Origin of the sequence: Streptomyces antimicrobicus (assembly GCF_020532625.1) — a bacterium.
In the GTDB taxonomy this organism is placed as follows: Bacteria; Actinomycetota; Actinomycetes; order Streptomycetales; family Streptomycetaceae; genus Streptomyces; species Streptomyces antimicrobicus.
The window spans coordinates 70,173-92,133 of record NZ_JAJAUY010000006.1; the positions used below are offsets into that span (position 1 = coordinate 70,173).

The 21,961-nt window shown below is 74.0% G+C and carries 22 protein-coding genes; 10 read left to right on the forward strand and 12 right to left on the reverse strand.

What is annotated here, in order from left to right:
- Positions 1-51: 51 nt before the first annotated feature.
- Entirely contained in the window at positions 52-2,511 is a 2,460-nt protein-coding gene (locus LG632_RS02930; protein ID WP_226724815.1) for an HAD-IC family P-type ATPase, read from the reverse strand.
- A 136-nt stretch (positions 2,512-2,647) separates the two neighbouring features.
- Positions 2,648-2,908 (reverse strand): DUF2530 domain-containing protein, encoded by a 261-nt coding sequence (locus LG632_RS02935; protein WP_226724817.1) that lies wholly within the window; start codon positions 2,906-2,908, stop codon positions 2,648-2,650.
- A 140-nt stretch (positions 2,909-3,048) separates the two neighbouring features.
- On the opposite strand from LG632_RS02935, the gene LG632_RS02940 reads away from it, so the two are divergent.
- Positions 3,049-4,500: an NCS2 family permease gene (locus LG632_RS02940; RefSeq protein WP_226724819.1), complete on the forward strand. Its 1,452-nt coding sequence runs from the start codon at positions 3,049-3,051 to the stop codon at positions 4,498-4,500.
- Positions 4,501-4,513: 13 nt separating this feature from the next.
- Here LG632_RS02940 and LG632_RS02945 read toward each other — a convergent pair whose 3' ends face one another.
- Complete coding sequence (locus LG632_RS02945) at positions 4,514-4,696, reverse strand: BrnA antitoxin family protein (protein ID WP_226724822.1); 183 nt, start codon at positions 4,694-4,696, stop codon at positions 4,514-4,516.
- Positions 4,697-4,838: 142 nt separating this feature from the next.
- Here LG632_RS02945 and LG632_RS02950 point away from each other — a divergent pair, with 142 nt between their 5' ends.
- The 3 genes from LG632_RS02950 to thpR all read left to right on the forward strand — a co-directional run bounded on the left by LG632_RS02950 (position 4,839) and on the right by thpR (position 7,267).
- Positions 4,839-5,276, forward strand: coding sequence for a MarR family winged helix-turn-helix transcriptional regulator (locus LG632_RS02950; RefSeq protein ID WP_226724823.1), 438 nt, complete (start codon positions 4,839-4,841; stop codon positions 5,274-5,276).
- 26 nt (positions 5,277-5,302) lie between these two features.
- A complete protein-coding gene (locus tag LG632_RS02955; RefSeq protein WP_226724825.1) occupies positions 5,303-6,640 on the forward strand; it encodes an MFS transporter in 1,338 nt (445 codons plus the stop codon).
- Between the two features lie 72 nt (positions 6,641-6,712).
- Positions 6,713-7,267: an RNA 2',3'-cyclic phosphodiesterase gene (thpR, locus tag LG632_RS02960; protein WP_226724826.1), complete on the forward strand. Its 555-nt coding sequence runs from the start codon at positions 6,713-6,715 to the stop codon at positions 7,265-7,267.
- A gap of 237 nt (positions 7,268-7,504) precedes the next feature.
- Here thpR and LG632_RS02965 read toward each other — a convergent pair whose 3' ends face one another.
- Positions 7,505-8,494: an aldo/keto reductase gene (locus tag LG632_RS02965; protein WP_226724828.1), complete on the reverse strand. Its 990-nt coding sequence runs from the start codon at positions 8,492-8,494 to the stop codon at positions 7,505-7,507.
- Between the two features lie 106 nt (positions 8,495-8,600).
- The gene (locus LG632_RS02970; protein WP_226724830.1) at positions 8,601-9,293 is read right to left on the reverse strand and encodes a GDSL-type esterase/lipase family protein; all 693 of its coding nucleotides are present in this window, start codon (positions 9,291-9,293) and stop codon (positions 8,601-8,603) included.
- 86 nt (positions 9,294-9,379) lie between these two features.
- Here LG632_RS02970 and LG632_RS02975 point away from each other — a divergent pair, with 86 nt between their 5' ends.
- Positions 9,380-10,408: a WD40 repeat domain-containing protein gene (locus LG632_RS02975; RefSeq protein WP_226724833.1), complete on the forward strand. Its 1,029-nt coding sequence runs from the start codon at positions 9,380-9,382 to the stop codon at positions 10,406-10,408.
- Between the two features lie 53 nt (positions 10,409-10,461).
- Here the strand turns inward: LG632_RS02975 and LG632_RS02980 are convergent, their stop codons facing one another.
- The 5 genes from LG632_RS02980 to LG632_RS03000 all read right to left on the reverse strand — a co-directional run bounded on the left by LG632_RS02980 (position 10,462) and on the right by LG632_RS03000 (position 15,928).
- Positions 10,462-10,935 (reverse strand): Rieske (2Fe-2S) protein, encoded by a 474-nt coding sequence (locus LG632_RS02980; RefSeq protein WP_226724834.1) that lies wholly within the window; start codon positions 10,933-10,935, stop codon positions 10,462-10,464.
- An 87-nt stretch (positions 10,936-11,022) separates the two neighbouring features.
- Positions 11,023-12,210 (reverse strand): ATP-grasp domain-containing protein, encoded by a 1,188-nt coding sequence (locus LG632_RS02985; RefSeq protein WP_226724836.1) that lies wholly within the window; start codon positions 12,208-12,210, stop codon positions 11,023-11,025.
- On the reverse strand, positions 12,207-13,559 hold the full coding sequence (locus LG632_RS02990) for an MFS transporter (protein ID WP_226724838.1): 1,353 nt from the start codon (positions 13,557-13,559) through the stop codon (positions 12,207-12,209). The genes LG632_RS02985 and LG632_RS02990 overlap by 4 nt, the downstream gene beginning before the upstream one ends.
- Complete coding sequence (locus LG632_RS02995) at positions 13,556-14,848, reverse strand: ATP-grasp domain-containing protein (RefSeq protein WP_226724840.1); 1,293 nt, start codon at positions 14,846-14,848, stop codon at positions 13,556-13,558. Before LG632_RS02995 ends, LG632_RS02990 begins: the two co-directional genes overlap by 4 nt.
- Positions 14,849-15,010: 162 nt before the next feature.
- Positions 15,011-15,928: a DUF3027 domain-containing protein gene (locus tag LG632_RS03000; RefSeq protein ID WP_226724842.1), complete on the reverse strand. Its 918-nt coding sequence runs from the start codon at positions 15,926-15,928 to the stop codon at positions 15,011-15,013.
- Between the two features lie 322 nt (positions 15,929-16,250).
- Here LG632_RS03000 and LG632_RS03005 point away from each other — a divergent pair, with 322 nt between their 5' ends.
- The 4 genes from LG632_RS03005 to LG632_RS03020 all read left to right on the forward strand — a co-directional run bounded on the left by LG632_RS03005 (position 16,251) and on the right by LG632_RS03020 (position 20,000).
- Positions 16,251-17,690: an MFS transporter gene (locus LG632_RS03005; RefSeq protein ID WP_374203385.1), complete on the forward strand. Its 1,440-nt coding sequence runs from the start codon at positions 16,251-16,253 to the stop codon at positions 17,688-17,690.
- A gap of 242 nt (positions 17,691-17,932) precedes the next feature.
- The gene (locus LG632_RS03010) at positions 17,933-18,430 is read left to right on the forward strand and encodes a DUF2771 domain-containing protein (protein ID WP_226724845.1); all 498 of its coding nucleotides are present in this window, start codon (positions 17,933-17,935) and stop codon (positions 18,428-18,430) included.
- Positions 18,431-18,436: 6 nt separating this feature from the next.
- A complete protein-coding gene (locus LG632_RS03015) occupies positions 18,437-19,162 on the forward strand; it encodes a futalosine hydrolase (protein ID WP_226724847.1) in 726 nt (241 codons plus the stop codon).
- The gene (locus tag LG632_RS03020; protein WP_226724849.1) at positions 19,149-20,000 is read left to right on the forward strand and encodes a 1,4-dihydroxy-6-naphtoate synthase; all 852 of its coding nucleotides are present in this window, start codon (positions 19,149-19,151) and stop codon (positions 19,998-20,000) included. Before LG632_RS03015 ends, LG632_RS03020 begins: the two co-directional genes overlap by 14 nt.
- A gap of 190 nt (positions 20,001-20,190) precedes the next feature.
- Here the strand turns inward: LG632_RS03020 and LG632_RS30445 are convergent, their stop codons facing one another.
- A complete protein-coding gene (locus LG632_RS30445) occupies positions 20,191-20,574 on the reverse strand; it encodes a cold-shock protein (protein WP_308107843.1) in 384 nt (127 codons plus the stop codon).
- A gap of 190 nt (positions 20,575-20,764) precedes the next feature.
- Here LG632_RS30445 and LG632_RS03030 point away from each other — a divergent pair, with 190 nt between their 5' ends.
- Positions 20,765-21,016 (forward strand): hypothetical protein, encoded by a 252-nt coding sequence (locus tag LG632_RS03030; RefSeq protein WP_226724851.1) that lies wholly within the window; start codon positions 20,765-20,767, stop codon positions 21,014-21,016.
- Between the two features lie 82 nt (positions 21,017-21,098).
- On the opposite strand, the gene LG632_RS03035 is transcribed toward LG632_RS03030, so the two are convergent.
- A complete protein-coding gene (locus tag LG632_RS03035; protein WP_226724853.1) occupies positions 21,099-21,737 on the reverse strand; it encodes an HAD family hydrolase in 639 nt (212 codons plus the stop codon).
- Positions 21,738-21,961: the final 224 nt, after the last annotated feature.

Consider the following 21,961-nt stretch of genomic DNA (forward strand, 5'->3'; position numbering starts at 1 on the left):
CGGCCGTACGCCGCCGGGGCGGGCGGGCCCGTACGCCGCCGGGGCGGGCCGTCACGCCGGGAAGCGGCGGTCCACCCAGCGGAACGTGCACTCGATCAGGGCGGCGGCGGCCGCGGCGACGGCCACCGCCAGCCACGGCATCGTGACGCCCACCAGCTTCAGCTGGAAGAAGTCCTGGAGCCACGGGACGACCAGGACGACCAGGAAGGCCGCGCCCATCGCGGCGACCAGGGCCACGCGCCACCACGTCCAGGGGCGGGCGATGATGGCCAGGACCCACATCGAGGTGAGGAACAGGGTCAGGGTCGCCGCGCTGGTCTCGGCCTGCAGGGCGCCCTCGCCCGTGTAGTAGGAGCGGGCGATCAGGTACGTCGCGAAGGTGGCGACGGCGGCGACCGCGCCGCCGGGGACCGCGTACCGCATGACGCGCCGGACGAAGTGCGGCCTGGCCCTTTCCTTGTTGGGGGCCAGGGCGAGGAAGAAGGCCGGGACACCGATGGTGAGCGTGGACAGCAGGGTCAGGTGGCGCGGCAGGAAGGGGTACTCGACCTGCGAGCAGACCACCAGGACGGCCAGCAGGACGGAGTAGACCGTCTTGGTGAGGAACAAGGTGGCGACCCGGGTGATGTTGCCGATCACCCGGCGGCCCTCGGCCACCACCGAGGGCAGCGTCGCGAAGCTGTTGTCGAGCAGCACGATCTGGGCGACGGCGCGGGTGGCCTCCGAGCCCGAGCCCATCGACACGCCGATGTCGGCGTCCTTGAGGGCCAGCACGTCGTTGACGCCGTCGCCCGTCATCGCCACCGTGTGGCCCCGCGACTGCAGCGCGCCGACCATGTCCCGCTTCTGCTGCGGGGTGACCCGGCCGAAGACCGTGTTGCGGTCGAGCTCCTCGGCCATCTCGGCCCGGTCGGCGGGCAGCCGGCGGGCGTCCACGGTGTTCTCCGCGCCCGGCAGGCCCAGCTTGCCGGCCACCGCCGAGACCGAGACAGCGTTGTCGCCGGAGATGACCTTCGCGTGCACCTTCTGCTCGTCGAAGTAGCGCAAGGTGTCGGCGGCGTCCGGCCGCAGCCGCTGCTCCAGGACCACGAGGGCGGTGGGGCGGGCCCCGGCGGAGACGGCCGGGTCGTCCAGTTCGCGGACCGCGCGGGCCAGCAGCAGCACCCGCAGGCCCTGCTCGTTCAGCGCGTCGACCTCGCGCAGCGCCGCGTCGCCCGGCGGCAGCAGGACGTCCGGGGCGCCGAGCAGCCAGACGGAGTTCTCGCCGTCGCCCTCGCTGAAACTGGCCCCGCTGTACTTGCGGGCCGAGGAGAACGGCAGGGACTCCGTGCAGCGCCACTCCTCGCTGTCGGGGTAGGCGTCGATGACCGCCTGGAGGCTGGCGTTCGGGCGGGGGTCGGACTCGCCGAGCGCGCCGAGCACCTTCTTGACGTAGGTGACGTCGGCGCCGCCCAGCGGGCGCAGCTCGGTGACGTCCATGCCGCCCTCGGTGAGGGTGCCGGTCTTGTCCAGGCAGACCACGTCCACCCGCGCCAGACCCTCGATGGCCGGCAGCTCCTGCACCAGGCACTGCTTGCGGCCCAGCCGGATCACGCCGATGGCGAAGGCGACGGAGGTCAGCAGGACCAGGCCTTCGGGGATCATCGGGACGATGCCGCCGACGGTACGGGCGACGGAGTCCTTGAGGTTGCTGTCCTTGACCACGAGCTGGCTGATGACCAGGCCGACGGAGGTCGGGACCATCATCCACGTGACGTACTTGAGGATGGTGGAGATGCCCGAGCGCAGCTCGGAGTGGACCAGGGTGAAGCGGGAGGCCTCCTGCGCGAGCTGGGCGGCGTAGGCCTCGCGGCCGACCTTGGTGGCGGTGAAGGCGCCGCCGCCGGCGACCACGAACGAGCCGGACATGACCGGGTCACCGGGCTTCTTCAGGACCGGGTCGGCCTCGCCGGTCAGCAGCGACTCGTCGATCTCCAGGCCGTCGGCCTCGCCGACGACGCCGTCCACGACGACCTTGTCCCCGGGGCCGAGCTCGACCACGTCGTCGAGGACGATCTCGGAGGTGGGGATCTCGGCGGTGCGGCCGTCGCGCCGGACGCTCGGCCGGGCCTCGCCGATCACCGCGAGCCCGTCGAGGGTCTTCTTGGCCCGCAGCTCCTGGATGATGCCGATGCCGGTGTTGGCGATGATCACGAAGCCGAACAGGCTGTCCTGGATCGGCGCGACGAAGAGCATGATCAGCCACAGCACGCCGATGATGGCGTTGAACCGGGTGAAGACGTTGCCGCGGACGATGTCGGCGGTGGAGCGGCTGCTGCGCACGGGGACGTCATTGACGTCGCCGCGGGCCACGCGCTCGGCGACCTCGGCCGTGCTCAGGCCGCCCGGCTCGAAGCGCGGCGCCGGCGGGCGCACCGGGTGCACGGGATCCAGTTCGGCCCCCGCGTCGATGGCGGCGCCGCCGCCCGCCCCTTCCGCGCCGTCTTGGTCGATCCTCGCCCGCTGGGTCATGTTTTCGACGGTAAAGCGGGTTCCGGTGCTTCACCCGCTGAGCGGGCCGAAGATCCGACCCGAGGAGGACCCGGATCGTCCCGTCGTAGGGGCGGGAGGGGCGCTGCCGTAGGCCCTGCGGCGGATTCGGGCCGTGCTACGACGCCTCGCGCCGGGCGGCGTGCCGCTTCAGGGCCGCGTCGCGCCCGCGGACGTACCAGATGCCGATCAGCCCGAGGCCGCCGCCGGCCGCGCAGGTCCACACCCACCACAGCAGGTCGCGGTCGGCGAACCAGCCGTAGAACGGCAGCTGGACGACGAACAGGGCGAACCAGAGGACCGTGCCGCCGGTGATGGTGGCGACGACCGGGCCCTCCAGGGGTTCGGGTGCCTCGTGCTTCGGGGTCCATTTCGCCATGCCGCCCAGTCTAGGCGGGCGGATTCGGCGTCTACGCGCGGAGATGGACGCCGCTTCGTTCATGTGTTCATACTGAAACGGTTTGCCTCAGACGGGATTCGCTCATGCGAACCTACTAACGAACCATTCCAGAGGACCGAATGAGCACCTCGGCCCACGCGTCGCCCTCGGCCACCGTCCCGCCGCCTCCCGCCACCGGCGCGCTCGACCGCTTCTTCAAGATCTCCGAGCGCGGTTCCACCGTCGCCCGCGAGGTCCGCGGCGGCTTCGCCACCTTCTTCGCGATGGCCTACATCATCGTGCTGAACCCGATCATCCTCGGCAGCGCGAAGGACATGTACGGCCACCAGCTCGACGGCGGGCAGCTGGTCACGGCCACCGTGCTCACCGCGGCCTTCACCACGCTGCTGATGGGCGTCATCGGCAACGTGCCGATCGCGCTCGCGGCCGGCCTCGGCGTCAACACCGTCGTCGCCCTCCAGCTCGCCCCCCGGATGAGCTGGCCGGACGCCATGGGCATGGTCGTCCTGGCCGGCTTCGTGGTGATGCTGCTGGTGGCCACCGGCCTGCGCGAGCGGGTCATGAACGCCGTCCCGCTGGGCCTGCGCAAGGGCATCGCGATCGGCATCGGCCTGTTCATCATGCTGATCGGCCTGGTCGACTCCGGGTTCGTCACCCGCATCCCGGACGCCGCGCACACCACCGTGCCGCTCCAGCTCGGCGGCGACGGCCACCTGAACGGCTGGCCGGTCCTGATCTTCGTGCTCGGCGTGCTGCTCACCCTGGCGCTGCTGATCCGCAAGACCCCCGGCGCCATCCTCATCTCCATCGTCGCCATGACCGTGGTCGCCGTGGTCGTGCAGCTGGTCGCGGGCCTGCCCGGCGAGGCCTGGGGCCTGACCGTGCCCGAGTGGCCGGGCAACCCGGTGGCCGCGCCCGACTTCGGGCTCGTCGGCCAGGTCAGCCTGTTCGGCGGCTTCGGCAAGGTCGGCCTGCTGACCGGCACCCTGTTCGTCTTCACCGTGCTGCTGTCCTGCTTCTTCGACGCGATGGGCACCATCCTGGGCGTCGGCGACGAGGCGGGCCTCATGGACAAGGACGGCAACTTCCCCGGCATCAACAAGGTCCTGCTCATCGACGGCCTGGCCGTCGCCTCCGGCGGCGCCACCTCCTCCTCCGCCACCACCTGCTTCGTGGAGTCCACCGCAGGCGTCGGCGAGGGCGCCCGGACGGGCCTGGCCAACGTCGTCACCGGCGGCCTGTTCGCCGTCGCGCTGTTCCTGACCCCGCTGGCCACGATGGTCCCGTCCCAGGCGGCCACCCCGGCGCTGGTCGCGGTGGGCTTCCTGATCCTGGCGGGCTCGGTCAAGGACATCGACTGGAGCGACTTCACCATCGCCGTGCCGGCGTTCCTGGCCATGCTGATGATGCCGTTCACGTACTCGATCACCAACGGCATCGGCATCGGCTTCATCAGCTTCGCCGTGCTGCGCCTGGTGACGGGCCGGGGCCGGGAGGTCCCGGTGGCGATGTACGTCGTCTCGGCGGTGTTCGTCTTCTACTACGCGATGCCGGCGCTGGGTCTGACCTGACCCCGGCCGGGCCTCACGTGAGGCCGTAGAACTTCTCCGTCTCTTCGACCGCGGCCTTGAAGCGCTCGTCGAAGTCGTCGCGAATGAGCGTCCGGACCACGTAGTCCTGGACGCTCATTCCGCGTTTGGCGGCATGAGTCCGGAGCCGCTCCAGGAGCTCCCCGTCTATGCGCATGCTCAGCACATGTGTCCCCATGCCCGAAAGAGTCGGGGCTCGGGACGTGGACGCGTGTCACTTTCCGGAACCTTCTCACCCGTACGGGTGATGTGACGCACGAGTCACGGGACCAGTGGGTAACCGGCATCCTTAGCGAGAGTAATGAGGTATTCTAACGAACATGCGTGACCTTTCCCATGGCGACGACGCAGCCGCCGTGAACGATCTCCGCTCGGCCGTCATGCGGCTGGGCCGGCGCCTGAAACACCAGCGCGTCGACGAATCGCTCAGCCCGACCGAGATGTCGGTGCTCGGCACCCTCGCCCGCTGCAGCCACGCCACCCCCGGCGAGCTGGCCCGGCGCGAGCACGTGCAGCCGCCGTCGATGACCCGCATCGTGGCGCTGCTGGAGTCCAAGGGACTGGTCAAGCTGGAGCCGCATCCGGACGACCGCCGGCAGAAGGTGGTCACCCAGACGGAGCAAGCCGAGGCGATGCTCGAGGAGAGCCGCCGCAAGCGAAACGCCTTCCTGGCCGGACTCGCGGCCGAGCTCGACGAGGACGAATGGGCCAAGCTGAAGGCGGCTGCCCCCGTCCTGGAGAAGCTCGCGCACCTGTAGGAGACGACGCGAGGAGGCGAAAGCCCTTGAGTACGGGAAACGGAGACCGCTCCGCACCCGGACAGACACCCCTATCCACCCCCGCGACACGCGAGAACTCGATGTTCTCGTCGCTGAGGATCCGCAACTACCGGCTCTTCGCGATGGGACAACTGGTCTCGAACACCGGCACCTGGATGCAGCGCATCGCCCAGGACTGGCTGGTGCTGTCGCTCACCGGCTCGGCCTCGGCCGTCGGTATCACGATCGCGCTGCAGTTCCTGCCGATGCTGCTGTTCGGCCTCTACGGAGGCGTCCTGGCGGACCGGCTGCCCAAGCGGCCCCTGCTGGTCGCCACCCAGTCGGCGATGGGCCTGACGGGCGTCGCCCTGGCCGCCTTGACCCTCACGGGCCACGTCCAGGTCTGGCACGTGTACCTGACCGCGTTCCTGCTCGGCCTCGTCACGGTCGTCGACAACCCGGCGCGGCAGTCCTTCGTCTCCGAGATGGTGGGACCCGCGCAGCTGGCGAACGCCGTCAGCCTGAACTCGGCGAACTTCCAGTCCGCCCGCCTGGTCGGCCCCGCCGTCGCCGGTGTGCTGATCACCGCGGTGGGCTCGGGCTGGGCGTTCCTGCTCAACGGACTGTCCTTCGTGGCCCCGGTGACCGGCCTGCTGCTGATGCGCGCGCACGAGCTGCAGCGCACCGCGCCCGCGCCGCGCGCCAAGGGACAGCTGCGCGAGGGCCTGCGGTACGTCTGCGGGCGCCCCGAGCTGATCTGGCCGATCGTGCTGGTCGGGTTCGTCGGCACCTTCGGGTTCAACTTCCCGATCTGGCTGACGGCCTTCACCGACGACGTCTTCCACGGCGACGCCGGCACCTACGGCCTGTTCAACACGCTGCTCGCGGTCGGTTCCCTGGTCGGCGCGCTGCTGGCGGCCCGGCGCGGACCCGCGCGGCTGCGGCTGCTGGTCGCGGCGGCCGTCGCGTTCGCCGTGCTGGAGATCGTCGGCGCGTTCGCGCCCGGCCTGTGGCTGTTCGCCGCGCTGATGGTGCCGATCGGCATGTTCGGCCTGACGGTGAACGTCGTGGCCAACTCCAGCGTGCAGATGGCCGTCGACCCCGAGATGCGGGGCCGGGTCATGGCCCTGTACATGATGGTGTTCACCGGCGGCACCCCGGTGGGCGCGCCGCTGGTCGGCTGGGTCACGGACCACTACGGCGCCCGCACCGGCATGGCCGCCGGCGGCGTGGTCTCGCTGGCCGCGGCCGTCGCTGTCGGCCTGGTGCTGGCCCGGATCGGCGACCTGCACCTGCGGGTCGGCCGCCGCGGCGTGACGTTCGTACCGAACCGGCAGCAGCGCGAACTGGTCCGCGTGGCCTGATCCGCGCCGGGCTCCTCGTACCGGCTCGGCGCTGCTGTTCCCGGCCGGTACGAGGCGTCTACGCTGCCGCCCATGAGACTCTTCGCCGCCGTCCTGCCCCCGCCGGCCGCCGTGGCGGAGCTGCGCGAGGCCCTCGGGGCCCTGCCGCGCGACGAGGCGCTGCGCTGGACCGCGGAGGCGGGCTGGCACTTCACGCTCGCGTTCATGGGTGAGGTCGGCGAGCCGCTCCTGCCCGAGCTGCGCGTCCGGCTGGAGCGGGCGGCGGCGCGGACCGCGCCGTTCTCGCTCCGGCTGCACGGCAGCGGACGGTTCGCCCACCGGGCGCTGTGGACGGGCGCCGCCGGGGACATCGACGCCCTGCGGATGCTCGCCGAGCGGGCCGACGCCGCCGCCCGCCGGGCCGGCGTCCCCATGGAGCAGCACCGCCGGTACCAGGCCCACCTGACCGTGGCGCGGGCCCGGACCGAGGTGGACCTGCGCCCGTACGTCGAGGCGTTCGCCGGCTTCGAGGGCACGCCCTGGCCGGTGGAGGAACTCCACCTGGTCCGCAGCAACCTGCCGGGCGGCGGGGTCCCCGGGGCGCAGCCCCGCTACGAGGTGGTCGCCTCCTGGCCGCTGCGCGGCTGACCCGGCCGTGAGCTGCGGCACGGCACGGCCCCGGGCCTCGGGTACGAGGCACGGGACCGGCCGCGTTAGGCTCGACGGGTGGATCCGAAGACCAGAAACCGCGTGATGGCGGGCGTGCTCGTGCTGATGTTCGTCGTGGTGGCGGCGGCCTCCGCGCTCAGGTAGCGGCGCCGGCGGACACCCGCCGGCCCCGCCGCGCTGCCGCCGGGCGCCGCGGTGCCACCGGGCGCCCCGGTGTCACCAGGCGAAGGCCTCCGGCGCGGGCCCCGGGCCGGGGAAGATCTCGTCCAGCCCGGCCAGCAGCTCCGCCGGCAGCTCCAGCTCCACCGCCCGCAGCGCGGACTCCAGCTGTTCGGCCGTCCGCGGGCCCACGATCGGTCCGGTGATCCCCGGCCGCGTCAGCAGCCAGGCCAGCGCCACCTCGCCCGGCTCCAGCCCGTGCTTGTCCAGCAGGTCCTCGTACGCCTGCACCTGCGCCCGGACCGCCGTGTTGGCCAGGGCGTCGGCGGAGCGGCCGGTGGCCGAGCGGCCCGAGGCCGCCGCCTTGCGGATCGCCCCGCCCAGCAGTCCGCCGTGCAGCGGGGACCAGGGGATGACGCCGAGCCCGTACTCCTGGGCCGCCGGGATGGTCTCCAGCTCGGCCCGCCGCTCGGCGAGGTTGTACAGGCACTGCTCGCTGACCAGCCCGAGCCGGCCGGTCCGGGCGGCGGTCTCGTTGGCCTGCGCGATCTTCCAGCCGGGGAAGTTCGACGACCCGGCGTAAAGGATCTTGCCCTGCTGCACCAGGACGTCGATCGCCTGCCAGATCTCCTCGAACGGGGTGTTCCGGTCGACGTGGTGGAACTGGTAGAGGTCGATGTGGTCGGTGCCCAGCCGCCGGAGGCTGGCGTCCACCGCGCGCCGGATGTTCAGCGCCGAGAGCCGGTCGTAGTTCGGCCAGCTCTCGCCCTCGGGGGCCATGTTGGCGTAGACCTTGGTGGCCAGCACCACCTTGTCGCGGCGGCGGCCTCCTTGGGCGAACCAGCTGCCGATGATCTCCTCGGTGCGGCCCTTGTCGGCGCCCCACCCGTAGACGTTGGCGGTGTCGAAGAAATTGATGCCCGCGTCGAGCGCGGCGTCCATGAGGGCGTGGCTGTCGGCCTCCCCCGTCTGGGGGCCGAAGTTCATCGTGCCGAGGACGAGTCGGCTGACCTTGAGACCAGTGCGTCCGAGCTGCGTGTACTCCATGGGTCACCAGCCAACTGCTTGGAGCGCACTCCAGGCAAGGCCCCTGCGGGGCAGGCGTGTTGCCGTAGCGTCCCCTTACCGACCCCACCGGCCCGCCACCGGCCCGCTACGACCCGTCGCTCCCCCGGTACGGCCCCCCGATGCCCCAGGCCTGGTGCAGCACGGCGGCGAACTCGCCGGCCAGCCGGTGCTCCCCGGCGGCGTTCGGATGGGTCCCGTCGTAGGTGTCGCGATGGATGTCGTACCCCCGCGGCCGGGCACCGAGCAGGATCGGCGAGGCGTCCGTGTCGAGGTCGGCGACGGCCTTGGCCAGCAGCTCGTTGAACCGGGCGCATTCGGCGGCGAACGCCGCGTCGCTCTCGGCGCGGACGTTGGGCACGACCGGGAGGAGCACCATCCGGATCCCCGGCCGGGCCGACCGCGCGGCGGCCACGAAGCGGCGCGCGTTCGCGGCGGTCTCGTCGGCCAGCGTGTAGAACCCCAGGTCGATCAGGCCGAGGGAGATCAGCAGCACGTCAGGCCGGTGCCCGGCCACCGCCTCACCGATGACGGGCGCCATGTGCTGCCACCCCTCGCCCCACCCGGCCAGATGCCGCCGGGCCTTGTCGGGGAACCCCGGATCGGCGTAGTCCTGGCTGACCGGCGCCTCGGCGTGCAGGTCGTAGAGGGCGCTGCGCGGGCCGACGATCTGGAACGGCCCGCCGAAGGTGGACCTCAGGTGCTGCCACATCCGGTAGCGCCAGGTGTAGTCGCCGGCGCGCCCGATGGTCATGGAATCGCCGACGAACATGAAACGCATCGGGCCATCATCGCGGATCCGCCGGGGCGCGCCGCTGTGATGCCGGACACGCCGATCTTGGGCGGGGCGCCTGGCAGGCTGGAGGCATGCGCCCGTTCTCGCTGAGTTCCGTTCTCGTCGCCGTCCCGCTGGTCCTGTTCCCGGCCGGGGCCGGGGCCGTCGCGGTCGCCGCGGAGACGCCGCAGAGCGTGTCCTCGTTCACGATCGCCGATCCCCGGATCAAGGAGTCCAGCGGCCTGGCGGCCAGCAAGCGGCACCCGGGGGTGTACTGGACGCACAACGACAGCGACGACGGCCCCTACGTCTACGGCGTGGACGCGGCCACCGGGCGGACGGTCGCCCGGATCACGCTGACCGGGATCGGGGTCCCCCGGGACGTGGAGGCGGTCTCGCTCGGCCCGGACGGGCAGCTCTACGTGGGCGACATCGGCGACAACCGGGGCGGCACCTGGGACCGCGTGTGGATCTACCGCTTCCCGGAGCCGGACACGCTCGGCGACCGTACGGTCAAGGCGACGAAGTTCACCGTGCGCTACGAGGACGGGCCGCGCGACGCCGAGTCCCTGATGGTCCATCCGGTGACCGGCCGGGTCTACATCGCCAGCAAGAACCAGAACGGCGGCGGCCTCTACGAAGGCCCCGAGCAGCTGAGCACCGGCGGCAGCAACGTCTTCCGGCGGATCGCGGAGGTGCCGTGGGTGACGGACGGGGCGTTCTCCCCGGACGGCACCCACCTGACCCTGCGCGGCTACCTGCTGGCCCGTACGTACCCCTGGCGCGACGGCCGCCCGCAGGGCGAGGGCGAACGGGTGGACGCACCGTGGCAGGGCCAGGCCGAGTCGGTGACGTACGCGCCGGACGGGCGGACCCTGCTGTTCGGGGCGGAGGGCGAGAACAGCCGGGTGCTGGCGGTCCCGGTCCCGTCCGCCGGCGCCTCGCAGCAGCCGGGCCGGCCGGCCCCCGCCCCCGCCGCGGCGGGCACGCCGGGCGGCGCGGCGGGGGCCGGCTCGGACACCGGGAACCTCACCGTGGGCGGGCTGGCGCTGGCGGGGCTGGCGGCCCTGCTGTTCGGCGCCCGCCGCCTGACCCGCCGCGGGAGGAGCGGAGCCGACTAGGGCCTGTCCTGGCGGATCAGGCCGGGCTCGCGGCGTGATCCGAAAGACAGACCCTAGGCCAGCGTGATCGTGCCGCCGTCGACGGTGATCTTCGCGGCGGGCAGCGGACGGGTGGCCGGGCCGCCGGCCACCGAGCCGTCGGCCACCTTGAACAGGCTCTGGTGGCAGGGGCACACGATGTGACCGTCCTTCACCGAGCTGACGGCGCAGCCCTGGTGCGTGCAGACCGCCGAGAACGCCTTGAACTCACCGGCCTTGGGCTGCGTGACCACCACCTTCTGCTCCTTGAACACCTTGCCGCCGCCGACCGGGATGTCGGCCACCGCGCCCAGGGTCTGCTTGGCGCCCGCCGCCGCCTCGGGCGAGGCGGCGGCCTGCGGCGAGCCGGCCGCCTGCGGCGGGGCCGCGGTGCCCGCGCCCTGCTGCTCCTTGGGGGTCTGCTCGCCCCCGCAGCCGCTGAGCGCGGTCCCGGCGAGGGTCGCGGCACCGGCGGCGAGCACGGTGCGGCGGGTCGTCTGGTCGGCCATGAGGTCTCCTTGCGTCGGTCCCGGGAGTGGACTCTGACGGCAACACGGCCCTCGCGCAACCCTGGTTCACCGGACCGGCCCCCTCCCTCACACCTCGATCCGCAGCCGGTCCGCGACGAACTTCAGCGCCTCCTCGCGCTCCTGCGGCGACCCCGAGCGCACCAGCACGTGCCCGAGCCTCTGCGAGGACGAGGTCAGCGGGCCCACGGTGTCCCCGGGCCCCTTGCGCAGCCGGACCCGGACCACGTCCGGGTGGGCGGTGACCTCCTCCACCCCGTGGACGGCGCGGACGGTGCCGGGCGCGCAGGTGGGGAAGTACGTCGCCGCGTACGCCACCGGCTCGGTGCGCACCAGGTCGCCCAGCGGCAGCCCGAGCGCGAGCCGGACCACGGCCTCGTGCAGGTCGAACCCGTACGTCAGGCCGACCGCCTCGGCGAGGTAGTCCCCGGGGGTGCGGACGGCGACCTCCATCAGCCGCGGCCCGTCCACGCCGAGCCGGAACTCCAGGTGGACCAGCCCGGTCCGCATGCCCAGGCCCCGCAGCACTCCGGTGGTCAGCGCGTCGACCTGGGCGGCGACGGCCGGGTCGGTGAAGCGGTGGCCGCAGCGGTGGGAGAGCTCCACGAAGTACGGCGGGGCGGTGGTCTCCTTCTCGGTGACGTTCCGGAAGAGCACCTCCCCCTCGTGGACGAGCGCCTCCCAGCTGTACTCCGGCCCCTGCACGGCCTCCTCGACCAGGATCTTGCCCTCGTCGCCCCGGCGGGCGATCACGTCCTCCACCCCGGCCGGGTCGGTGACCAGCTCGACGCCCTCGCTGCCGCCGAGGGTGAGCGGCTTGACCACGACCGGCAGCCGCTCCAGCATCCACTGCCGGGCGGCGGCCAGCCGCGGGGCGAGCAGGAAGTCCGGCTGCGGGACCCCGTAGGCGCCGAAACCGGTGCGCTGCAGGGCCTTGTTGCGGGAGACGACGGCCGCGTGCAGGGACGGGCCGGGCAGGCCCAGGCGGTCCTGGGCCAGGGCGCCCGCGAGGACGTGCGCCTCGGCGAAGGCGAGGACGCCGTCGGGGGCGCGTTCGGTGATCGCCCGGGTCACCCCCGACTGCCAGGTCTCGTCCAGGCCGCCGGCGACGGGGTAGTACGTGACGTCCGGATCGGCCGGCCCGTGGGCCAGCAGGGCCTCGGACTCCACCGCCCGCACCCGGACCCCGAGCCGCTGGGCGGCGTCGACGTAGGGCCGTCCCATCGTGCCGACACCGACCACCAGGAGATCCTTCACGAAACTGTCCTTTCGCTCACGACGAGGGAGGGGGCGGGCTGCTGCCCTTCCAGGGCCCGGACGACGGGGGTGACCAGGGCGGCGGCCAGGCAGAAGACCACGCCCAGCCCGATCCAGCCGGCCGGGCCGGCGGCCACGACCACGCCGGTGACCAGGGCGGGGCCGACGATCCGCTGGCCGGTGTTGCCGAGACTGAAGACCGACAGGTAGATCCCGCGGCGGTCCTCGGGCGCGAAGGCGTAGGACAGGTCCCAGCCGCCGACGGCCTGCCACATCTCACCGAACGTCAGCGCCGCGCAGGCGACCAGCAGCAGGGCGCCCGCGGCCAGCGGCGAGAGCCCCTCACCGGCCAGGGCCAGGGCGACGGCGCAGCCGGCCAGCGCGATCCCGGCCAGCCGCAGCGCCCGGGCCGCGCCACCGGGCCGTTCGGCGCCCTTGGAGACGGGCACCTGCAGCACGATCGACAGCACGGTGTTGCCGAGCACGAGCACGGGGACGAACCCGGCGGGCACCCCGGTCGCCTGGACCGCCCACAGCGGCAGGCCGACCGACAGCACGGTGGTGTGCAGGTTGAGCACCCCGTTGAGTCCGGCCAGGGCCAGGTAGCGCCAGTCGCGGAAGCCCTTGAGGGCGGTCAGCGGCGCCACCTTGCGCTGCGCGGCGCTGCGCCGGGCGGGCCTGAGCAGGGCGAGCATGACGGCGGACGCCACGAACGCGGCGGCGGTGCCGACGACGATCCCCCGGTAGGCCCAGACGCTGTCGGCGGACAGCAGCGGAGCGGCGAGGAGCGCGCCGAGCGAGAAGCCGATGTTGCGGACGGTACGGACGATCGCCATGGTCCGGGTGCGGTCGGACGCCTCGGTCGTGTCCGCCGCCACGGCCTGGGTCATCGGCATGGTGGCGCCCTCGGCCGCCGCCAGGCAGGAGGCGACGAGGGTGAACCCGAGCGGCCCGTGCACGAAGGCCAGCGCCACGAAGAAGGCGGCCCGCCACAGCTGGAGCCCGACCAGGGTCCGCCGGGCGCCGATCCGGTCGCTGAGCGCGCCGATCGGGACGGTGGCGAGGAAGCCGACGATCCCCGACACCGCGAGCCCGGCGCCGATCTGAGCGGCCGTCAGCCCGACGGACCGGATGAAGAACACGGTGGAGCCGGCGAGGAACAGGCCGGTGCCGACGGCGTTGATCAGGGTGGTCAGGGCGAAGGTGCGCCCGGCCGGGGTGGCGGGGACGTAGTCGGCGAGCGTGATCCGCCGCCGGGGCGCGGAGCCCGGGGGCGGGGTGGAGGGCGTCGCCGGGGACGGGGACGAGGACGACGAGGGGGACGGGGACGAGGGGGACGGGGAGCTCACCGCTCGGCCCCGCCCTCGGCCACCGTGCGCAGCGTCACCCGCGAGGCGGCGTACTCGGCCCGCCGGGCGGCCTCCGCCGCGTGCGCCCCGGTGGCGATGACGAACCCGGCCCGCTGCCAGGAGCTGGTGACGGGCTCCACGGTGTGCCCGGGGGCGACCGCGAGGTGCAGCTCGTGGACCCCGGGCGCGGTACGGGCCTCGGCGGCGCCGTGCACGTCGGTGACCAGGCCGGCCGGCGCGGTCAGGAACCGTACGGCCGCGCCCGCGGAGGCCCGCCGCGGCGGCGCCGGGCGGGGGTCGTCGGCGTCCAGGACGCCGAGCAGGTCGGCCAGGATGTCGGTGGTGTACGCGAGGTCGATCAGGACGGTGATCCCGCCGCCGGGGAGCCGGCCCGCGCACTCGACCAGGTGGGGGCGGCCACCGTCGAGGATCCACTCCGAATGGAGGACGCCGGAACGGAAGCCGGTGGCGTCCACCAGGACCTGTACGGCGCCGCGCAGCGCCTCGGAGGTCCCCTCGGGCAGCGCGGCGGGCACGGTGTGCCCCACCTCCACGGGGTGGCGGGAGTCCTGGACGAGCTTGGCGGTGATGTTGGTGAAGCCGACGACGCCGTCGTGGACGACCGCCTCGACGCTCACCTCGGGCCCTCGCAGGCGCTGTTCGACGAGGTAGCCGCCGTCCGGGTACCCGGCGCGCAGGGTCGCCTCGTCGGCGGTGGTGGTGTGCGCCCAGGCGGCGGCCGTGTCGTCGCCGGCGTCGAGCAGCTGGACGCCGAGGCTGGCCTGCCGGGCCGCGGGCTTGAGCACGCAGGCGCCGCCGTACCGGGCCCGGAAGTCCTCGACGTCCTGCGGTCTTCGGGCTCTGGCCCAGGCCGGCTGGGCGAGGTCGGTGCCGGCCACGGTCTCACGCAGCAGCGCCTTGTCGCGCAGCACCCGGGCGGCCTTCGGGCCGGCCCCGGGCAGGCCCCAGGCCTCGGCGAGCGCGGCCGCGGCCACCACGCCGTACTCGACGACGGGGACGACGGCGCGCACGCGCGGCGGGCGCGGCACGGCGGCCACGACGCGCTGCGGGTGCTCCTCGTCCTGGCTGGGCGCGGCGACCAGCGCGCCCACGCAGCGGTGCCGTCCGACCAGGTCCTCGATGCCGCGTGCGGCGATGACCTCGGGCTCCTCGACGACCAGTACGGAACCGGCCAGCAGGGCCGCGTCGAGCTTGCCGAGCATCACGGGGCTGTAGCCGACCAGGACATGGGTGATCTCGGCCGCGACGGACGGGTCGGGCAATGTCATGGGTGCCTCGCTGAGGGGTGGGGGCGGGTACCGTGCGGACCCCCGGTCCGCCCCTCGAATGTCCCGTAGCGAGCACTTCCGGCCATAGACCCCTCATGGTTCGGGTCTGCGCAACAACCGGAACCCTGCGCCCCGCCGCCCGTGGCGGGGCGGGCGGACGGCCTACGAGTGGCCGAGGTCCGCCGACGGCAGGTCGGCCAGCGGCACCGAGCCGGTGTCGGGGGCCGGGCGCAGCGGGAACTCGTCCGCGCCCATCGAGTCGAGCACCGGCGGCGCCGGCCGCGGCGGCTTCGGCATGACCGCGGCCTCGGAGTGGCCGCCGCAGCCGTACGACAGGGAGACCAGCCGGCCGTCGGCCGGGCCGAACTCGTTGGCGCAGACACCGAAGGCCTGCCCCAGCGAGCCGCCGATCCGCACCAGGAAGCCGCAGGAGACGCACGAGGCGGGCGCGGCCTGCGCCATCGGCGTCTTGGCGCCGAAGGCCTCGTCCCAGCGGTCGGCGGCGGTGTGCAGGCCGTAGCGGGAGAGCACCCGGGCCCGGCGCATGCCGAGCTCCTCGGCGACCGCGCTGATCGAACCGCGCTCGGGGACGACCACCCGGTCGGTGACGTCGGCGTCCTCGGCCTCGACCAGCTCGGCCATCTCCTCGGAGACCACCGAGTTCGGCGGCGGCGCGTCCTCGCCGGTCCAGCCCGGCTCCAGCCGCAGGTCCTCGGCGTCGGTGGGCAGCAGGTCGCCCGGTCCCAGGTCGCCCGGGCGCAGCCGCTCGCTCCACGGCACCCACTCGGGGGCCAGCAGCGCGTCGGGGCCGGGCAGCAGCACCGTTTCGTCGAGGGTGACGACCTTGGCGCGGGAAGCGCGGGCGACGGTGACGGCCCAGCGCCAGCCGCGGTAGCCCGGCTCCTTGCACTCGAAGAAGTGGGTCACGACCCGGTCACCCTCGGCGACCACGGACACGTGCTCGCCCACCACGCCGGGGGCGGCGGCTTCCTCCGCCGCCGCGCGGGCGAGTTCTACCGCCTCGGCGCACAGGCGGTCAGGGGTACGCGGGGTACGGCTTCGCGTCGTCGCAGCACTCACTGTCTCGTTCTCTCCTACGCCGTCTCACGAGTGCGCCGTCCGTACTTGTCGTCCTGAACGACCCGTCGGTCCTGTCGACACGTGGCGCGGGCGGAGCGGACCAGAGGGCCGCGTCGACGTCCGCACCCGATCGGCCTCGGGCACACACTCCTACGATCCATTGTCCAGGATCGCGAAGGGCGCGCGGCCAAGAGCAACCGCCGGTGGCGCGCTACGCACGCTACCTCGTTACCGGCCCTGGGCCCACATGCACGTCCGATTCGCGGACCGCCGGGCATGCCGGACCGGGGTCGGCGGGCCCCTCCTGGGGCACTATGGCCGGGTGGCACCCGTACGGTCGTCCGACGACGGAGCGGGCCGCGCCGTGCGGGCCGGCCGGGCGGTGGGCCGTGCCGTGCGCCAGCCCGTGACCGGTGCGGCGCGCGGGATCCGGCGGGCCACGCACGCGCACGGCGCCGGCGAGTCGGGCCTGGGCAAGCTGATCGAGCTGCACGCGATCAACGGCGCCGGGGACGTCATGATCACGGTCGCGCTCGCCTCGACGGTCTTCTTCTCGGTCCCCACGGACGAGGCACGCGGCCGGGTGGCGCTGTACCTGGCCGTCACCATGGCCCCGTTCACCCTGCTGGCCCCGGTGATCGGACCGCTGCTGGACCGGTTGCCGCACGGGCGGCGGGCCGCGATGGCCGGGGCGATGCTGGCCCGGGCGCTGCTGGCGCTGATGATGTCGGGCGCGGTCGCCACGGGCGGGCTGGAGCTGTATCCGGCGGCGCTGGGCGTGCTGGTGGCGTCCAAGGCGTACGGCGTGGTGCGCAGCGCGGTGGTGCCGCGGCTGCTGCCGCCGAAGTTCTCACTCGTCAAGGCGAACTCCCGGGTGACGCTGGCCGGTCTGCTGGCCACCGGGGCGGCGGCGCCGATGGGGGCGCTGCTGCACCTGATCGGGCCGCCGTGGCCGCTGTACGGGGCGTGCGCGGTGTTCCTGTGGGGGACGTTCGCGGCGTTCACGCTCCCCCACAAGGTGGACGACGCCAAGGGGGAGCGCCGGGCCCGGCTGTCCACGCACGAGCCGGCGGTGCGGGGGCCGGGAACGGGACGGGGGGCGGTCCTGCGTTCAGGGGGGCGGGAGGCGCGGGGGCGGGAGCAGCGGGGGCGGCGGCCCGGGTTGCGGACCGTGGGGCCGTCGGTGCTGTGCGGGCTGCTGGCCAACGCCGCCATGCGCGGCCTGTCCGGGTTCCTGATCTTCTTCCTGGCCTTCCTGCTGCGCGAGCATCCGCTGGCCGGGCAGAGCGCGGCCGTCTCGCTGGGGATCGTGGGCGTGGCGGCCGGCACCGGCAACGCCTGCGGCACCGCCGTCGGGGCCTGGCTGCGGGCGCGGGCGCCGGAGGCGATCGTGGCGGCGGTGCTGGCGTCGACCCTCGGGGTCGCGGTGCTCGCGGCGGTGTTCTTCTCGGGGCTGTTCATGGCGGTGCTGGCGGCCACGGCCGGGTTCTGCCAGGCGCTGGCCAAGTTGTCGCTGGACGCGATGATCCAGCGGGACGTCCCGGAGGAGGTGCGGACCTCGGCGTTCGCCCGGTCGGAGACCCTGCTGCAGATGGCGTGGGTGGCGGGCGGGGCCATCGGGATCTCGCTGCCGCTGAACGGGGTGGTCGGGATGTGCGTGGCCGCCGCGATCGTCGCGGCGGGCACCGCCGTGGCCGTACGGGGCCTGCTGTCCGCCACCCGCCACGGCGGACCGGGCCGGAGCCGGCCCAGGGTGGCCTGAGCGGGGCGGGGCGCCCGAGCGGGGCGGGGCCGGGGGCTCGGGGTGGCGGCGTCCGGTACGGGTCCGGGGACTCCGGGTGGCGGCGTCCGGGACGGGACCGGGGTGGCGGCGTCCGGTACGGGGTGGTGCGCGCAGATACGTCCTGGCCCGGTGCGTCGTCCGAGGCCAGCCGGGGTGGTCCACGGCGGGGCGTGGGCACCCCGTGCGGCGGGGTGGGCGGGTGGCCCGATAGCCTTCGGCTCATGACCGCACCGCTTTTCTCGGGTAGGGGCCGCCGCAGCGTCGCGGCCCTCGGAGCCGTGTCCGCCGGCCTCCTCGTCCTGTCCGCCTGCGACAAGCCGACGCCGCTGGCGACCGTGACGGTCGGCACCTCGTCGGTCTCCGCCGAGGCCACCTGCCTGCCGGAGGGTGACGCCAAGGAGCTCTCGGCCGCGCAGCTGGAGAAGTGCCTCAGCCCCGACAGCAAGGACATCAAGTCCGTCGACTACCGCTCGGGCGACACCCTGCGCCTGGGCGTGGAGCCGGAGATCGTCGAGGGCGGCAAGAAGTGGCTGGCCGTGGCCGGCACCCAGTCGCTCGGCGAGCTCACCGACAACACGTACCAGAGCTTCCGGGGCATGAACCCGTTCGCCACCGGCGGCCAGGCCGAGGCCCCGAGCGAGGTGCCCGTGCACATCGCTCAGTTCGGCGAGAGCGGCAAGCCCATCGCGATCTGGTCCTTCAACCTCAAGCGCAAGTAATCCCCCGTGCGCGCGCTCGTCGTGACCGCGGTGACGGCGGAGGCCGACTCCGTCGTCGCCGGTCTGACCCCTCATCCGGACACCCCGGCACCCGAGCCGCGCCGTCTCGACCCGTCCCACGCCCTCCTGCGGCGTGACCTTCCGGGCCTCGCCGTCGACGTCCTGGCCGGCGGCGTGGGACCGGCCGCCGCCGCGGCCGGGGCGGCGACCGCCCTGGCCCTGGCCGACTACGAGCTGGTGATCTCCGCCGGCATCGGCGGCGGCTTCCAGCCGGCCGCCCCGGTCGGCTCCCTCGTGGTCGCCGGCGCCGTCGTCGCCGCCGACCTGGGCGCGCAGACCGACGAGGGCTTCGTCGGGGTCCGCGCCCTCGGATTCGGCACCGACGTGCACCTGCCGCCCGCCGAGCTCGCCGCCCGGGCCGCGGAGGCCACCGGCGCGCTGCTCGCGCCCGTGCTGACCGTCTCCACCGTCACCGGCACCGCGGCGCGCGCCGCCGAACTCGCCGCCCGGCACCCGCTGGCCGGGGCCGAGGCCATGGAGGGCTTCGGGGTGGCGGAGGCCGCCGCCGCGCACCGGCTGCCCGTGCTGGAGATCCGGGCCGTGTCCAACGCCGTGGGTCCGCGCGACCGGTCCGCCTGGCGGATCGGGGACGCGCTCGCGGCCCTGACCGCGGGCTTCCGCGCGCTGGGGCCCGTCCTCGCGAACTGGGGAGAACGCCATGCACAACGGTGAGCCGCTGCGGATCGCCTACTCGCCCTGCCCCAACGACACGTTCGTCTTCGACGCCTGGGCGCACGGCCGCGTGCCGGGCGCGCCCGCGCTCGACGTGACCTTCGCCGACATCGACGTCACCAACGGCATGGCCGAGCGCGGTGAGCTCGACGTGCTGAAGGTGTCGTACGCGGTCCTGCCCTGGGTGCTCGACGAGTACGCGCTGCTGCCCTGCGGCGGCGCGCTGGGGCGCGGCTGCGGACCGCTGGTGCTGAGCCGGGAGCCCGGACTGGACCTGGCCGGCAGGACGGTGGCGGTGCCGAGCGAGCGCTCCACCGCGTACCTGCTGTTCCGGCTGTGGGCGGCGGACGTACTGGCGGAGCCGGTGGGCGAGGTGGTCGTGCTGCCGTTCCACGAGATCATGCCGGCGGTGCGCGACGGCCGGGTGGACGCCGGGCTGGTCATCCACGAGGCCCGGTTCACCTATCAGGACTACGGCCTGCACAAGCTGGCCGACATGGGCGAGCACTGGGAGGACACGACCGGTCTGCCGATCCCGCTCGGCGCGATCGTCGCCAAGCGCTCGCTGGGGCCCGAGACCCTGCGCGCGCTGGCCGAGGCCGCCCGTACGTCGGTACGGATGGCCTGGGACGACCCGGAGGCCTCGCGGCCCTACGTACGGGCGCACGCGCAGGAGCTGGCCCCGGCGGTGGCGGACCAGCACATCGGGCTGTACGTCAACGAGTTCACGGCCGAGCTCGGCGAGAGCGGCTACGCGGCGGTGCGCGGGCTGCTCACCCGGGCGGCGGCCGAGGGGCTGGTTCCGGCCGTCGCTCCGGAGGCGCTCGCCTTTCCTTGAGGGGGCTGAGCGCCTGCGCCCTGCGCCTCTGCGCCTCTGGGCCTCTGGGCCTCTGGGCCTCTGCACACCTTCGCCCCTGCGCGACCTGCGCCCCTTCCCGGCTCGTCGATACGAACAGCCGCGCCCCCTCGCTCTTTCGAGTGAGGGGGCGCGGCTGCTTGACCGGGCGTCCGGCCGTACGGCCGTCGGCTCAGACGTCGAGCTGGTCCGCGACCGCGCGCAGCAGGCCCGCGATCTTGGCGCCCGCCGCCTTGTCGGGGTAGCGGCCCCGCTCCAGCATGGGCGTGATGTTCTCCAGCAGGGTCGTCAGGTCCTGCACGATCGAGGCGAGCTCGTCGGGCTTGCGGCGCTGGGCGGCCGCGACCGAGGGCGTCGGGTCCAGAACGGTCACCGAAAGCGCCTGGTCACCGCGCTGACCCGCGACGACACCGAACTCGACACGCTGGCCGGGCTTGAGGGCGTCGACCCCGGAAGGGAGCACGGAGGAGTGGACGAAGACATCACCGCCGTCGTCCCGGGAGAGAAAGCCGAAGCCCTTCTCGCTGTTGAACCACTTGACCTTGCCGGTAGGCACGTCCGTCCTCTGTCCTTGTGCTCGTCGGATCCGAATCGCCGTCCGGTGGTGCCCATGAACGGCTCCGGATAGCAGTGCAGCGGGTCATCCGTGACCCGCCACCTCCAGGCTAATGGTCCCGGAGCGCCTGACAAGACGTCCCCCGGTCCTTCCTTGCGGGACGCTTCGGCCAGGGAACTACCCTGGTGAGGTGACTGCTACTCCTCGCACCGACGAAGCACGGCCCGGCGACGCATTGGTCCGGGCCGGTGGGATCGTGTTCCTGATCGGCGCGATCGCCACCCTGGTGACCATGGCGCCGCTCTTCCTGGACGTGGACCCGTTCCCGTCGTACGCCTGGGCGGTCTGCATGCTCATGGGCGTCGGCTTCGCCGTCTCGGCCGCCGGGGTGCTGCGCGGGATCGCCGCGCAGCGGCGGGAGGCCCGGGCCTCCCAGGGCTGAGGACGCGGGCCGGGCTCCGGCGGGGCGGGGGCCTGGGGCGGGCGGGCTGGGCCGGCCGTGGCTCAGGCGGGGCCCGCCGGGGTCAGGCGCGGCTCTGGTCGGCGACGTAGGTCTCCAACCAGGCCGGCAGGGCGGTCAGGTCGGGCAGGACGACGTCCGCGCCGGCCTCGCGCAGTTCCGGCTCGGGGCACGGGCCCGTCGCCACCGCCACCGAGAGGGCTCCCGCCGCCCGGGCGCCGCGGACGTCACCCACGTGGTCGCCGACGTAGACCTGGGCGCCGTACTCGCGCAGCGCGCCGGCCTTCGCCTCCGCCCACAGCCAGCCGATGACCGCGTCCGGCGCGATGTCGAGGTGGGCCAGGTGGAGCTTGGCGTTCGGCTCGTGCTTGGCGGTCACCACGATGGCCCGCCCGCCGAGGGCGCGGACCGCGTCGACGGCCGCGCGGGCGCCGGGCATGGCCGGGGTCGGGGCGATGGCGTGGTCGGGGTAGAGGGCGCGGTAGCGGTCGGCCATCTCCGGGATGTGCTGCTCGGGGAACCAGTACGCCAGCTCCTCCTCCAGCGGCGGCCCGAGCCGGGTGACCGCCTGGGCGGCGTCGATGAACGCGCCCGTCTCCGCCGACAGCGCCTCGTAGGCGGCCTTGATGCCCGGGCGGGAGTCGATGAGGGTCATGTCCAGGTCGAACCCGACGGTCAGGGTGCTGGGGGCGAGCGCTGTCATGCGGCCATTGTGCCCGGCCGGACCGACAGGGCGGGCACGACGGGGGTTCGGGGGATCGGGGGGCGGGGCGGGTGGAGGTGGGCGGGCCGAGGTGGGCGGGCCGCGGGTCGCTGCGGGACGGGGGTGTGGGGGGGGGGGGGGGGGGGGGGCGGGGGGGGGGGGGGGGGGGGGGGGGGGGGGGGGGGGGGGGGGGGGGGGGGGGGGGGGGGGGGGGGGGGGGGGGG